Here is a 12,858-nt window from a genome sequence, read left to right on the forward strand (position 1 = left end):
GCCCGCGTGGTCAGTATCCGGAGAAGGCGTCCGTCGTGAGCGACCGCGCCTTCTCCAGGGCCGGGGCGAGCTCTGCGATCAGGCGCGGCGGACCCGACACGTAGGCGTGCCGCGCACCGATGTCGGGGACCATGGTCACGAGCGCGGCGGCATCCAGACGGGCGCCCCGTCCCCATCGCCAGTGCGGCGGAAGGGTGGCCGGCTCGTTCCGGGTGAAGACGATCACGGGAACACCGGAGGCCTCGAGCTCATCCCGGAAGGCGAGCTCCTCTGCCTCGGAGGCGACGTAGACGAACACGACGTCACGGTCCTCGCCCGAGAGCCGCAGATGGCGCAACTGCGACACGAACGGGGTGACGCCGATCCCGGCGGCCACCATGAGGACCGGGCTCACCGTCTTGACCGGAAGCACGAAGTCACCCCAGACGCCCGTGACGGCCAGGGACTGTCCCGGCTCGACGAGGGCCAGGGCCTTCTTGTAGCTGGACTGAGAGCCCTCGCGCAACGCGATGCGAACCGTCGGCAGCTCCTCCGGTGCCGAGACGATGCTGAACTCGCGCCGCGTTCCCCGCGCATCGGGCCGGGGATGCGGCACCTCGAGCTCGAGGTACTGGCCCGCCGTGAAGCGGAAGCGCCGCCCCGCGCGGAACACGAGCTCGCGCACGGTGGGAGTGAGGACGACGCGTTCGACGAGCGTCAGACGCACCGCCGAGCGGAAGGCGAAGACGAAGGCCAGGAGATTGCCCACCAGGAGAGCACGCTCCTGGCCGATGGTGATCTCGCCGATCGTCAGCGGCCATCCGGCCAGCACACCGACGACCACGGCGACCGCGAACTGCTGCCACCGCCGGGGCGGGAGAGTCAACGGCTCGGAGAGCATGAAGGCACCGAGGAACAGGAACGGCGAGGACCACAGGATCTGCCAGAACAGCGACCCGCCGTCGACCTCGAGTCCTGCCGCCTGGAACTGACTGGCGGTGCGCAGGAGCGCCACCGCGACGGCGATCACGAGGAAGACCGCCACCACGCGCACCTTCTCCGTACGCAGGAGCACGAGCAGCCCCAGTAGCAGCACGGGACCGGCCAGGGCCGGCGAGCCGACCCACCAGGCCGAGGAACCCAGCCCGGGAACCCAGATGCTCAGGATCGTGAGCGCAGTGGCTCCGACGGCGGCCGGATTGAAGATGTGACGGCCCTGCCAGGCGAGGAGGTACTTCGAGGCGGACGCCACGACGCCGGCCACCGCGATGCCGCCCAGAGCGAGGGGGTCGACCGTGGGTCGCAGCACGAACAGCAGGATGAGGACCGTGATGAGGGTGGACTCCCATCGCCAGGAGGTCCGCAGCACGCGGTGCGCGACGGCATCGGTGACCGTGCAGGCGACGGCGAGCACGGCGTACGACGCGAGCAGGTCGAGGGGCGTGGGCGCGAGCACTCCGAAGAAGGAGATGACGAAAGAGATCACCGCCAGCGAGACCAGCGAGAAGAGCACGAGCCGGTACATCGAGACGCGGCCGAGGACGGCGAACAGGCGATTCCACGCCGCGGTGAGGGAGGAGATCACGAGAACAACTCTGCCTTACAGTCGGGCGACCACTCCAGGCGGCCGTCGGTGGTCATGCGGACCCACTCCACTCCCCTGTGGTGAGCGAATTCGGGTCCCCCGTCGAAGAAGAGGGCGGTGGCGGCAGCGTCGGCCACCAACGTGTCCGGGGCCACGGCCCAGGTCGCGGCGACGGTGCGTACCGGGTGGCCGGTACGGGCGTCGAGCACGTGGTGGAGACCGTCGCCCCATGCCCTCCGGCCCACCGCCGACGCGCAGAGCGACCGATCCTGCACTGTCCAGGTCCCGATGGCGCGCGCCGGGTCGAACGGGTGCTCGAGGGCGATCCGCTCCGAGTGGCCGTGCACGGCGATGTCTCCGCTCGCGTCCACCGTGAGGGGGCCCGAGACCTCGCCGCGCACGACGGCGACGACGAGGTCCACCAGCCGTCCTTTTCCGATGGCGCCGACGTCGAGCGTCGCTGCCTCGGCGAGGCTGAGTGCGCCCTCGCCCCACCGCACGATCTGCTGCCAGGGGCGCGCGGGCGTCGCACCGCGGTCGACGAGCGTGTATCCCGGCCCATACCCCCGCCGGTCCAGGATGTCGCCGATCAGCGGATTGACCGCGCCGTGCGTGGCGGCATCGAGCTCCCGGTAGAGGTCGAGCAGCGCGTCGGTGTCCGCGGGGGCGGCCACCCGGCCGGGAACCCGCGCGAGCGCCGAGACGAGGGAGTCGTCACGGAAACGCGACCAGTCGCGGTCGAACTGGTCGATCGTGCGCTCGACGCGGTTGCGGGCCTGCGCCGACAACGCGACGGCGGTGTCGATCTGCCACCGGGTGCCGATCGCCGAGAACTCCCACCGGCCGACGGCGGCCGCGCTCATCAAGCGGCCGCTTCGGCCTTGATCGTCTCGATCGCCTTGTTGAATCCGCCGCTGGTGAGCGAGGATCCTGCCACGCGGGACACGGAGATCTCGTCGACGTTCTTGCCGACGACCTCCTCCTTGATTCCCCCGATGAACTTCGCCTGATACTCCTCCGACTCACGCTTGGTCGGGTTTCCGGTGACCGTGACGTCCGTGATGACGTTGTCCTTGAGCGTGACGCTGACGCTGATCGTCTCCACCGACTCCGGCGTCGCGTACGACCCCTCCGCCGTGTAGGTGCCGTCTTTCAGCTCGGCGCCCGCGGCCGGGGCATCGCCGGAGGGAGACGACGGAGCGGACGAGCCGGGTGTCGTCGAGGCGGCGCATCCCGCGAGCACGGCGATGCCGACGACGGAGGCCGCGGCTGTGCCGAGGCGAACGGGGCGGGGAACGGCGGTGGTGCGGATCATGACGGTCCTCCTTCTGTCGTGCCCGGCCGCATCGCGGGGGCAGAAATCACGCTATCCGGCGCCGGATCGACAGAAGCCTATGCAGGGCTATGCATTTGCAGTGAACGCGAGGGATGCGTCCGCTCCAGAGCGCAGGTCTCCCCGACGACGGAGGGCCTTGAGCACTTCGACGGCGAGGAAGACCACGACCGAGAGCGCCAGCGGCAGGAGCCAGCCCGTGACGTCGAGCGGCCGTGAGCCGAAAAGGTCGTTCATGAAGGGCACATAGGTATAGAGCAATTGGAACAGCACGAGCGATCCCGCGGCGATCCACACCAGGGGATTGCCCCGCAACACATCGGGCGTGAGCGAGCTGCGACCGAGGAACCGGCAGTTCAGCAGATAGGCGAGCTGGCCGAAGGCGAGCATGGTGACCGCCTCGGTGCGCGCCGTGTCGAGGTCGATCCCCCGGCCGGCCGCGATCCAGAAGACCGCCAGCGCCGCGCCACCGATCAGGACGGAGACGATGAGGACGAAGCCCAACTCCCGCCGGTTGATCAGCGAGCCCCCCGGCGGGCGCGGCGGGCGATCCATGATCCCGCGTTCGGCCGGCTCGTACGCCAAGGCGAGAGAGAGCGTCACGGCGGTGACCATGTTGACCCACAGCACCTGCACGGGGGTGAGAGGAAGCGTGAGGCCGAACACCACGGCGACCAGGATGACAAGCGACTGGGCGCCGTTGGTGGGGAGGAGGAACACGACCGACTTGCGCAGGTTGTCGTAGATGCGGCGGCCCTCGCGGATGGCGCTGCGGATCGTCGCGAAGTTATCGTCGGCCAGGACGATCTCGGCCGCCTCCTTGGTGGCCTCGGTCCCCTTGATCCCCATGGCGATCCCCACATCGGCGCGCGTGAGGGCGGGAGCGTCGTTGACACCGTCGCCGGTCATCGCCACCACTTCGCCGCGCGCCTGGAGAGCACGGACGATGCGGATCTTGTGCTCCGGACTCGTCCGGGCGTAGACGTCGACATCGACGACCGCGGCCTTCAGCTGCTCCTGCGACATCTCTTCGAGCTGGGCCCCCGTGAGCACGGCGACCTCACCCGAGGCGAGCCCCATCTCGCGGCTGATCGCCACGGCCGTTCCGGCGTGATCCCCCGTGATCATCTTGACCCGGATGCCCGCGTGGTGGCAGTCGGCGATCGCCTCCACCGCCTCGGGACGCGGCGGATCGAGGATGCCCCACAGGCCGAGGAACTCGAGGTCCTGCAGATCGTCGACCGTGACCGCATCTCCGCGCGTCGCCTTGCGGGCGGCGGCGAGCACCCGCAGCCCTTCTCCGCTCAACTCATCGATCGCCGCCTCCCAGAAGGCGCGATCGACCGGCTCCGCACCGTCGGCTCCGCGCTGGGTGAGAGCGCGGTCGAGGAGACGGTCGGGGGCTCCCTTGACGAGGATCGCTCGCGCGCCGTCGGCGGACTCCTGGAGGGTGGCCATGAACTTGTTCGCGGAATCGAAGGGCACCACGCCGATCCGGCGCGAGCCCGCACCACCGCCGGCGCGCCCCTTCATGGCGACGACTTTCAAGGCCCCCTCGGTGGGCTCCCCCACGAGGGTCCATCCGTCGTCGCGGCGGGTCACGTGCGCGTCGTTGCACAGGTCGGCCACCGCGAGGAGAGCGCGGAGGTCTCCGCCGGCCGGTGAGCCGAAGATCTCACCCGCGGGGTCATAGCCGAGACCGGTCGCCTCGTAGCGCGCGACGGGCGTGATCAAGCGTCGAACGGTCATCTCGTTCTTGGTGAGGGTGCCCGTCTTGTCGGAGCAGACCGTCGTGACCGAGCCGAGCGCTTCCACCGCGGGGAGCTTGCGCGTGATCGCGCGCCGCCGTGCCATCTGCTGCACGCCGATCGCGAGGGTGATCGTCACCAGCGCCGGCAGCCCTTCGGGGATCGCCGCCACCGCGAAACCGATCGTGGCGGAGATGAGGTCGGCGAACGGCATGGCATGCAGGAACCGTCCGATGAGCATCATCGCGACGGCCATACCGAGGATGACGAGGGTCAGCACTCTCCCGAATCGGGCCAGCTGTCCGGTGAGCGGGGTCTGGAGCGTACCGGCGTCCCCCACCAGCGACTGGATCTTGCCGATCTCGGTCGCAGCCCCGGTGGCGGTCACGATGCCGCGACCTTGGCCCGCCGAGACGATCGTGCCCGAGAACGCCATCGAGGCCCGGTCCCCCACACCCGCGTCATCGGGAACGGCCTCCACCTGTTTGGAGGAGGGAACGGACTCGCCGGTCAGCGCGGCCTCCTCGATGCGCAGCTGCGCCACCTGCACGAGCCGGACGTCGGCGGGGACCTTGTCCCCCGGGGCCAGGCGGACGATGTCGCCGGGCACCAGGTCGGCTGAGGGGATCTTCGACCACTGACCGTCACGGCGCACCTGCGCCTCGGACGAGAGCATGCCGCGGATACCGGCGAGCGCCTTCTCGGCACGGCCCTCCTGCAGGAAGCCGATGACGGCGTTGATGATCGCAACCGCCATGATGACCCAGAAGTCGAGCCAGTCGGCCATGATCGCCTTGATCGCCGCCGCGCCCAGGAGGATGTAGATGAGCGTGTCGTTGAAATGGCCGAGGAAACGCAGCCAGGCGGGGGTGCGCGTGGCCTCCGGCAGCACGTTGGGGCCGACCGACGCCAGGCGCGATCGCGCCTCCGCAGCGCTCAGTCCCCCGGACTCGGTGCCCAGCACCTCGGCGATGACATCGACGTCCAGCGCAAACGGTGCATCGACAGTGAACTCGGAAGAAGTCGTCGCGGCGCCCATGTCGCGATTTTAGGCGCGTGGAACCGGGCGCCGCGAACTGTATCTTGGCTCCATGCGCTCACGCTCGCGGGCCCGCCTCGGCCGCCTCCTGCCCGTCATCGTCGTCGCGACTCTCGCCGCGGTCAGCATCACGCCACCGGCCGTCGCTTCGCCCGCGGCTGCGACCTCGGCGACTTCCTCCACGACAGCGGCGGCACCCACGTCCGTGAAGTCCCAGAGGGTGGGGGCCTACGCGTACCAGCTCGACACCGCCACACGCACGGCGACCGTCACGGGCTGGAGCGGGAAGCGGAAGAAGGCCATCGCGATCCCGGCGAAGATCACGGTCGGCGACCGCTCCTATCGGGTGACGCGCATCGGCTACGGAGCCTTCGCCGGCCCCGTGACGTACGTGCTTCCCGGCTACTCTCCCGTCCCTGCGACCAAGCTCACCCTCCCCGAGGGCATCGAGTCGATCGACGACTTCGCCTTCTACGGGAACGCTCTGCCCTCGGTGACGATCCCGAAGACGGTCACCTGGATCGGTACGAGCGCGTTCGATCAGGACCGGATGGCCGGCGCCAGTGGGTGGACGTACCCGCTCCGCAAGGTGACCTTCCGGGGAAATGCCCCGCAGATGTCGGAACTCGGCAGCTACATCGTGAGCCCAGGAGGAGGCGGGTGGAACGGAGCTGCGCCGTTCGGAGTCGGGAACGGGTTCTCCGTGTTCTATCCCAAGAATGCCGTCGGGTTCACGTCGCCGATCTGGGCGGGCTATCTCGCCTCCCCGACCGGTTCCGCCTCGGTGCCAGGAGGTTACGGAAGCCGCGTCAAGAACTACGGCATCACCATCTCCCCGACGGCGCTGGCGGGAGCGAAGCTGACCGCAAAGCTCCAGGACTTCTACAACGGATCGAAGTTCTCACCGAAACCCACCTCGCTCACGTATCGATGGGAGCTGCGTGAGTCCGACGGCACATGGCGTGTCCTCAGCACGAAGAAGACCGCCACCCTGCCGCGTGACAGCACGGGGAAAGTCATCCGGGTGCTCGTGATCGCCAAGGGTCCCGGCACTCGCAAGGCGGTCCTGCAGCTGGGCGGCGTGCGCACGGTGCTCGACCAGTTCCGCACGTCCCCCACACCGCGCATCATCCTGCCTGCGGGCAAGAAGAAGGTGACCGTCGGCATGAAGCTCCGCGCCGACGGCGCGACGGCGAGCGCGTGGACCCCCGATGCCGATCGCGTGGACTACCAGTGGTATCGCAACGGCAAGGCCATCTCGAAGAACGGCTGGAGTCGCACCTACAAGGTCGTCGCCGCCGACAAGGGAAAGAAGATCACGGTGCGTGTGACCGGGATGAAGTACGACTTCGTCGCCAAGACGCGAACGTCGGACGCGGTGACCGTCGCGCGCTGATCCAGCCGCGGCGGAACCGGCCCGATTCGTTCAGGCCGCGCCGTCGAACATGCTCGTCACCGAGCCGTCTTCGAAGACTTCCTTGATGGCCCGGGCCAGGAGCGGAGCGATCGGCAGCACCGTCAGCCCCGGGAAACGCTTCTCGGGCGGCAGCGGGATCGTGTCGGTGACCACGACCTCGTCGATCGCCTCGTCCTGCAGGCGAGTGGTGGCCGGGTCGCTGAAGATCGCGTGCGTCGCGGCGACGATGACCCGCTCCGCGCCGTCCTTCTTGAGGGCCTGGGCGGCCTTGACGATCGTTCCCCCGGTATCGATCATGTCGTCGACGAGGAGGCAGACGCGCCCCTCGACGTTGCCGACGATGTCGTTGACGGTGACCTGGTTGGCCACATTGGGGTCACGACGTTTGTGGATGATCGCCAGGGGGGCGTCGAGGCTGTCGGACCACGTGTCGGCCACACGCACGCGGCCGGTGTCGGGCGAGACGACGGTGAGCTTGGCGCGGTCCTCGGCGGAGAGGCTCTTCTCGAAGTACTCCAGGAGCACCGGCTTGGCGAAGAGGTGATCGACCGGACCGTCGAAGAATCCCTGGATCTGGGCGGCGTGCAGATCGACGCTCATGACCCGGTCGGCACCCGCCGTCTTGAGGAGGTCCGCCACCAGACGCGCGCTGATGGGCTCGCGTCCGCGGCCCTTCTTGTCCTGCCGCGAGTACGGGTAGTACGGCGCGACCACCGAGATGCGCTTCGCCGAGGCGCGCTTGGCGGCGTCGAGCATGATGAGCAGTTCCATCAGCCATTCGTTGACCGGGGGTCCGAACGACTGGATGAGGAAGATGTCGCAGCCGCGGATCGACACCTCGAAGCGGGTGAGGATCTCCCCCGACGCGAAGGTGCGGTGCTCGGTGGGCACGAGGGTGGAGCCGAGCTCGGAGGCGACCTCACGCGCGAGCTCCGGATGGGAGCTTCCCGCGGCGACCACGAGCCGCTTCTTGGTCTTCACGACCAGTCCGGGAGCGATGTCGTCCCGATCGGGCTCAGTGGCTTTCTTCTTGCGCGACATCGTCCGCTTTCTCTGCGGACCGAGCACGGGCCGCGGCCTCGGCCGCTCCAGTCCCCGGTCGGTGGTTCTCGACCCACCCCTCGACGTTTCGCTGAGGGGCGACGCTCAGTGCCAGCGCACCAGCGGGAACATCCTTGCGGATGACCGCACCGGCACCCGTCTTGGCGCCATCTCCGATCCTAACGGGCGCGACGAACACGTTGTGCGACCCCGAGTGCACCTCGTCACCGATCTCGGTGCGGTGCTTGGCGATGTCGTCGTAGTTGGCGGTGATGGCTCCCGCGCCGAGGTTGACGCCGCGGCCGATCGTCGTGTCGCCGATGTAGGAGAGGTGCGGGACCTTGCTACCCTCGCCGATCGTGGAGTTCTTCGTCTCCACGAACGTGCCGATCTTGCCGCGGGCCCCGAGCTGCGTGCCCGGCCGCAGGTAGGCGAACGGCCCCACCGAGGCTCTTTCGCCGATCACGGCGAGCGTGGCGTCCGAGCGCCGCACCGTCGCCCCCGCGCCGACCTCGCAATCCTCCAGGGTGGTGTCGGGGCCCACGACGGCGCCTTCACCGATGACGGTCGCCCGCAGGATCTGGGTATGAGGGAGCACGGTGACATCGGGGGCGAGCGTGGCGGTGACATCGATCCAGGTGGACGCCGGATCCTGCACCGTCACCCCCGCGAGCTGCCACTTGCGGACGGTCCGGGCGTTGAGCACCCGAGCCGCCTCGCTCAACTGCACGCGGTCGTTGACGCCCATGACGGACGTGACGTCGGCGACGATCGAGGCAGCCACCTCGTACGCATCGGCGCGGAGCATCCCGATCACGTCGGTGAGGTACTTCTCCCCCTGCGCGTTGTCGGTCCCGACGCGCTCGAGCTCCGCGCGGAGAGGGCCGGCCTGGAACAGGTAGACCCCCGCGTTGACCTCCCGCACCGCCGCCTGCTCCGCCGTGGCATCCTTCTGCTCGACGATCTGCGCGACGGCACCCGTCTCGTCGCGCAGCACCCGGCCATACCCGGTCGGGTCGTCCAGCACCGCGCTCAGCAGTGTCGCAGCCGAGGAGGCCGCGCGATGGGCGGCGAGGAACGGCGTCAAGGCGTCCGCGTCGAGGAGCGGGACGTCGCCACTGAGCACCAGCACGTCACCTTCGAAGTCGCGGAGATGGCGCAACGCGACCTCCACCGCGCGCCCGGTTCCGGGGATCTCGTCCTGATCGACGACGACGACCTCGTCGGAGACGCCCAGGACCGCTTCGGCCACGAGATCACGCTCGTGTCGGACGACCACCACGACATGGGCGGGAGCGAGGTCCCGCGCCGTGTCGAGGACGTGCCCCACCAAGGGGCGGCCCCCGATACGGTGCAGCACCTTCGGGAGCGACGAACGCATCCGGGTCCCCTGCCCTGCGGCGAGGATGACGACGGCGAGTGAGGCGTCGAGCGCGTTGTCTGTCATGCTCCGCCGCCAGGACTCGAACCTAGACCTCACAGCTCCAAAGGCTGTCGTGCTGCCATTACACCACGGCGGACCGCGGCGCCCCGGTCGCCGGCTTCTCGCGAAGCGTGCGGGCCGGTGGCCGCCCGACAAGTCTGCCATGCCCACTCACCCGCAGCGAGACGCGCGGGCTCGCGGCGGCGGGCGCGCCACGCGTCGGCGGACCGGGATAATGGGCTCCGTGACAGCAGAGCACGACGAGGTCGACCGGATCGTCGACGCGTGGACCCGCCAGCGTCCCGACCTCGACTTCTCCCCCCTCGAGGTGCTCTCGCGCGTCGATCGACTCTCGCGTCATCTCGACCGAGCGCGCCGCGAGGCGTTCCGCCGCAGCGAGCTGGAGCCCTGGGAGTGGGACGTGTTGTCGGCGTTGCGCCGAGCGGGCGATCCCTACCAGTTGAGCCCCAAGCAGTTGCTGCAGCAGACGCTCGTCTCCAGCGGCACGATGACCAACCGCATCGACCGGCTCGTCGGTCGGCGACTCGTGCGACGGGAGGCCGATCCTGCCGACGGCCGGAGCGTCCTGGTCACCCTCACGTCGGACGGGCGCACGCGCGTCGATGCCGCCATCACCCGCTTGGTCGATGCCGAGGCGATCCTGCTGTCGGTGCTCTCCCGCGGCGACCGGGACCGGTTGGCGGGACTCCTCCGCAAGCTCAGCCTGGGTTTCGACACCTGACCGGAGCCCGGCCGGCACCGGTCGGGATCACTCCACGGCCTCGGAGAGCTCCAACCACCGCTCCTCCAACGCGGCGACCTCTGCCTCGACCTCGCCGATCGCGCGCATCTTCTCCCCCAGCCCCACATAGTCGGCCTGGTCGTGGTCGGCGAGGGCGGTCCGTTCGGCGGCGGCCTGGGCGGTGAGCTTGGCGAGCCGGCGCTCGATCGCCTGCAGCTCCTTCTGAGCGGCGCGCCGCTCGGCTCCGGAGAGCTCCGGCGAGGACGTCGTTCCCGGCACGGAGGCGGCCGGGGCCGGGGTGGCGGGCCGGTCGCGCTGCAGCTGCCGCAGCCGCAGGTACTCGTCCACCCCGCCCGGAAGGTGCCGCAGCCGGTGGTCGAGGATCGCGTACTGCTGATCGGTGACGCGCTCCATGAAGTAGCGGTCGTGCGAGACGACCAGGAGGGTTCCCGCCCACCCGTCGAGCAGCTCCTCGATGGCGGCCAGCATGTCGGTGTCGAGGTCGTTGGTGGGCTCGTCGAGGATGAGGACGTTCGGCTGGTCGAGGAGGATCAGCAGCAGCTGCAGCCGTCGCTTCTGACCACCGGAGAGATCGCGGACGGGCGTCGACAGCTGAGCGGAGGAGAACCCCATCCGCTCCAACAGCTGCCCCGGGGTCAGCTCTTGCGCCTTCGACCCGGCTCCGAACGTGTAGCTCGTGCGCAGGCGCGCAACGACGACGCGCACGGGCTCGTCGAGGTGGGGATCGAGCTCATCCATCCGCTGGGTGAGCACGGCGACCTTGACCGTCTTCCCGCGCTTGACTCTGCCGGAAGTCGGCTGCACCGTGCCGGCGATGAGCCCCAGCAGAGTGGACTTCCCCGCCCCGTTCACCCCGAGGATCCCGGTCCGCTCGCCGGGCGCGACCCGCCACTCGACGTCTGTCAGGACCGTCTTCGGCGGACTGTCGGGCGTCGCGGGATACGTGACACCGGCATCGAGGAGGTCGACGACGTCTTTCCCGAGCCGGGAGACGGCCAGCGACTGGAGGGACACGCGGTCGCGCAGCTCGGGGACGTCGGCGATCAGGACGTTGGCCGCCTCGATCCGGAACTTCGGCTTGGAGGTGCGGGCGGGGGCACCGCGCCGGAGCCACGCGAGCTCCTTACGCGCGAGGTTCTGCCGACGCGCCTCGATGGAGGCCGCCTGCCGGTCGCGCTCGACGCGCTGGAGGATGTACGCGGCGTAGCCGCCCTCGAAGGGCTCGACGATGCGATCGTGCACCTCCCACGTGCGCGTGCAGACCTCGTCGAGGAACCACCGGTCGTGGGTGACCACCAGGAGCGCGCCCGCCTGCGGCGTCCACCGACGCTTCAGGTGCTCGGCGAGCCAGGCGATCGCCTCGACGTCGAGATGGTTGGTGGGCTCATCCAGGGCGAGGACGTCCCAGTCTCCGGCGAGGAGACGCGCGAGGGCGACACGACGCCGCTGACCGCCCGAGAGCGAACCGATCGGCGCGTCCCACGGCAAGTCGGTCAAGAGCCCGGCAATGACGTCGCGGGTCCGCGCATCACCTGCCCATTCGTGCTCGGCCGCATCGCCCACGACCGCGTGACCGATCGTGTCGGCGTCATCGAGAGTGTCCTGTTGGTCGAGCACACCGACGCGCAACCCGCCCACCCGGGTGACCCGCCCCGAATCGGGTGACATCGTCCCCGCCAGCAGCTTGAGCAACGTCGACTTGCCGTCTCCGTTACGCCCGACGATGCCGACACGGTCGCCCTCGTTGAGACCGAGGGTCACGGAGTCGAACACGACCTTCGTCGGGAACTCGACATGGAGCGCCTCAGCGCCGAGTAGATGAGCCATCGCTTCCAGGGTAGACGGGCGCGCTCCGCCCCCGGACCGCCGGGACGCGGCTCAGGCGAGGATCGACACCGAGAGGTCGCCCAGCCAGACGACATCGCCGGGGGCGGCCTGAGCAGGGCTTCCGCCCGATTCGAGCTGGTACACGGTGCTCCCGCGCTGCAGCCGCGAGCCGTTGGCGGAACCGGCGTCGGCGACCGTCACCTTGCCGTCGGCAACCTCGAGGAACAGGTGCACCCGCGAGACCGACCTGCTGTCGTCGGTGACGGGCACCGGGCGCGCACCCATCGTGCGGGCGGTGTCGGACGGCTGCCGACCCAAGACGACTTTGCCCGTCACCCGGAGCCGCTGCCCCGTGGGGAGGGCGAGTTCGACGCTCTCGATCGCCCGGGGTGCGGCGGTGACCACCGGAGCGACCTCCGGTTCCGGAGCGCGGGAACCCTGCCAGGGCAGCGAGCGCGGCAGCGGCACGCCGCCAGACGGAGGAGCAGAGGCCCGCGCACTCGCGGGAGCGGCGGCGGATACACCTGCCGCGGCCGCCGCCGACACCGCGGAGGCCTGCGGAATCTGCTGCCCGCACTCCAGGCAGTAGGCGCTGTTGGGCGTCAGGGTCGCGTTGCAGTACGCACACCGAGCAGATGCCATCTCGCTCCCGTCCTCTCCCGTGGCACAGACTCACCCAGTCTAGGCTCGTGACCGCTCGCGC

10 protein-coding genes and 1 tRNA gene are annotated in these 12,858 nt (G+C 69.6%); 2 read left to right on the forward strand and 9 right to left on the reverse strand.

Annotation, left to right across the window (positions count from 1 at the left end; all coding sequences use genetic code 11):
* Positions 1-10: 10 nt before the first annotated feature.
* From AVP41_RS04625 to AVP41_RS04640, 4 genes are all read right to left on the reverse strand, one after another.
* Positions 11-1,564 (reverse strand): FAD-dependent oxidoreductase, encoded by a 1,554-nt coding sequence (locus tag AVP41_RS04625; protein ID WP_067161377.1) that lies wholly within the window; start codon positions 1,562-1,564, stop codon positions 11-13.
* Positions 1,561-2,427 carry an FAD:protein FMN transferase gene (locus AVP41_RS04630; RefSeq protein WP_067161381.1) on the reverse strand — a complete coding sequence of 289 codons (867 nt, stop codon included), beginning with the start codon at positions 2,425-2,427 and terminating at the stop codon, positions 1,561-1,563. The genes AVP41_RS04625 and AVP41_RS04630 overlap by 4 nt, the downstream gene beginning before the upstream one ends.
* Positions 2,427-2,879 carry an FMN-binding protein gene (locus tag AVP41_RS04635; RefSeq protein ID WP_067161384.1) on the reverse strand — a complete coding sequence of 151 codons (453 nt, stop codon included), beginning with the start codon at positions 2,877-2,879 and terminating at the stop codon, positions 2,427-2,429. Before AVP41_RS04635 ends, AVP41_RS04630 begins: the two co-directional genes overlap by 1 nt.
* A gap of 87 nt (positions 2,880-2,966) precedes the next feature.
* Positions 2,967-5,684 carry a cation-translocating P-type ATPase gene (locus AVP41_RS04640; RefSeq protein WP_067161389.1) on the reverse strand — a complete coding sequence of 906 codons (2,718 nt, stop codon included), beginning with the start codon at positions 5,682-5,684 and terminating at the stop codon, positions 2,967-2,969.
* A gap of 52 nt (positions 5,685-5,736) precedes the next feature.
* On the opposite strand from AVP41_RS04640, the gene AVP41_RS04645 reads away from it, so the two are divergent.
* Positions 5,737-7,080 (forward strand): leucine-rich repeat protein, encoded by a 1,344-nt coding sequence (locus tag AVP41_RS04645; RefSeq protein WP_067161393.1) that lies wholly within the window; start codon positions 5,737-5,739, stop codon positions 7,078-7,080.
* A 30-nt stretch (positions 7,081-7,110) separates the two neighbouring features.
* Here AVP41_RS04645 and AVP41_RS04650 read toward each other — a convergent pair whose 3' ends face one another.
* From AVP41_RS04650 to AVP41_RS04660, 3 genes are all read right to left on the reverse strand, one after another.
* On the reverse strand, positions 7,111-8,142 hold the full coding sequence (locus AVP41_RS04650; RefSeq protein ID WP_067161396.1) for a ribose-phosphate diphosphokinase: 1,032 nt from the start codon (positions 8,140-8,142) through the stop codon (positions 7,111-7,113).
* Positions 8,117-9,589 (reverse strand): bifunctional UDP-N-acetylglucosamine diphosphorylase/glucosamine-1-phosphate N-acetyltransferase GlmU, encoded by a 1,473-nt coding sequence (gene glmU, locus AVP41_RS04655; RefSeq protein ID WP_067161399.1) that lies wholly within the window; start codon positions 9,587-9,589, stop codon positions 8,117-8,119. Before glmU ends, AVP41_RS04650 begins: the two co-directional genes overlap by 26 nt.
* 1 nt (position 9,590) lies before the next feature.
* A tRNA-Gln gene (locus AVP41_RS04660) sits at positions 9,591-9,662 on the reverse strand.
* 147 nt (positions 9,663-9,809) lie between these two features.
* On the opposite strand from AVP41_RS04660, the gene AVP41_RS04665 reads away from it, so the two are divergent.
* Entirely contained in the window at positions 9,810-10,307 is a 498-nt protein-coding gene (locus AVP41_RS04665) for a MarR family winged helix-turn-helix transcriptional regulator (protein WP_157532383.1), read from the forward strand.
* Positions 10,308-10,334: 27 nt separating this feature from the next.
* On the opposite strand, the gene AVP41_RS04670 is transcribed toward AVP41_RS04665, so the two are convergent.
* Entirely contained in the window at positions 10,335-12,155 is a 1,821-nt protein-coding gene (locus AVP41_RS04670; RefSeq protein WP_067161405.1) for an ABC-F family ATP-binding cassette domain-containing protein, read from the reverse strand.
* A gap of 51 nt (positions 12,156-12,206) precedes the next feature.
* Positions 12,207-12,797, reverse strand: coding sequence for an FHA domain-containing protein (locus AVP41_RS04675; RefSeq protein WP_157532384.1), 591 nt, complete (start codon positions 12,795-12,797; stop codon positions 12,207-12,209).
* Positions 12,798-12,858: the final 61 nt, after the last annotated feature.

Source organism: Microbacterium sp. TNHR37B (assembly GCF_001620065.1).
Classification (GTDB): domain Bacteria; phylum Actinomycetota; class Actinomycetes; order Actinomycetales; family Microbacteriaceae; genus Microbacterium.